This is a genomic window from Streptomyces sp. NPDC060194 (genome assembly GCF_042728285.1).
Lineage (GTDB): Bacteria > Actinomycetota > Actinomycetes > Streptomycetales > Streptomycetaceae > Streptomyces.
Genome location: NZ_JBHWZH010000303.1, coordinates 1 through 1,246, shown reverse-complemented (window position 1 = coordinate 1,246; position 1,246 = coordinate 1). Strand labels below are relative to the sequence as shown.

Genomic DNA, 1,246 nt, shown 5'->3' with positions numbered 1-1,246 from the left:
GCGCAGGACCACGTCCTGCGGGCTCCGCGGCGCGGGTCGGGGATACTGGTACGCGCAGACCAAGAGGGAAAGGCCACACAACGTGACTGAGATCGAGATCGGGCGCGGCAAGCGCGGCCGCAGGGCGTACGCGTTCGACGACATCGCCATCGTGCCGAGCCGGCGCACCCGGGACCCGAAGGAGGTCTCGATCGCCTGGCAGATCGACGCCTACCGGTTCGATCTCCCCTTCCTGGCGGCGCCGATGGACTCGGTCGTCTCCCCGGAGACCGCGATCCGCATCGGCCGGATGGGCGGCCTCGGCGTCCTGAACCTCGAGGGCCTGTGGACCCGCTACGAGGACCCGCAGCCGCTGCTCGACGAGATCGCGGGCCTCGACCCCGAGCTCGCCACGAAGCGGCTCCAGGAGATCTACGCGGCCCCGATCCGGCCCGACCTGATCGGCAAGCGCATCAAGGAGGTGCGCGACTCCGGCGTCGTCACCGCCGCCGCGCTCTCCCCGCAGCGCACCGCCGAGCTGTCCAAGGCCGTCGTCGACGCCGGCGTCGACCTCTTCGTCATCCGCGGCACCACGGTCTCCGCCGAGCACGTCTCCGGCGCCGCCGAGCCGCTCAACCTCAAGCAGTTCATCTACGAGCTCGACGTCCCGGTGATCGTCGGCGGCTGCGCCACGTACACCGCGGCGCTGCACCTGATGCGCACCGGCGCGGCCGGCGTCCTGGTGGGCTTCGGCGGCGGCGCCGCGCACACCACGCGCAACGTCCTGGGCATCCAGGTGCCGATGGCGACCGCCGTCGCCGACGTCGCCGCCGCCCGGCGCGACTACATGGACGAGTCCGGCGGCCGCTACGTGCACGTCATCGCGGACGGCGGCGTCGGCTGGTCCGGCGACCTGCCCAAGGCGATCGCCTGCGGCGCGGACGCGGTCATGATCGGCTCGCCCCTCGCGCGGGCCACCGACGCGCCCGGCAAGGGCCACCACTGGGGCATGGAGGCCGTCCACGAGGACGTGCCGCGCGGCAAGAAGGTCGACCTGGGGACCGTCGGCACCACCGAGGAGATCCTCAGCGGTCCCTCGCAGCGCCCCGACGGCTCGATGAACTTCTTCGGCGCGCTCCGCCGCTCGATGGCCACCACGGGCTACAGCGAGCTCAAGGAGTTCCAGCGGGTCGAGGTCACCATCGCCGACGCGCAGCACAAGCGCTAGGCGCGCCCTCGTCCGTCGCGCGCGGGGCGGCACCGGAGA

Annotated in this window: 1 protein-coding gene; it reads left to right on the top strand. The window is 72.7% G+C overall.

The genetic code is table 11. The features are described 5' to 3' along the window. Positions 1–82 precede the first annotated feature (82 nt). The gene (locus ACFWEG_RS29055; RefSeq protein WP_387221110.1) at positions 83–1,207 is read left to right on the top strand and encodes a GuaB3 family IMP dehydrogenase-related protein; all 1,125 of its coding nucleotides are present in this window, start codon (positions 83–85) and stop codon (positions 1,205–1,207) included. The last annotated feature ends 39 nt before the right edge of the window (positions 1,208–1,246 follow it).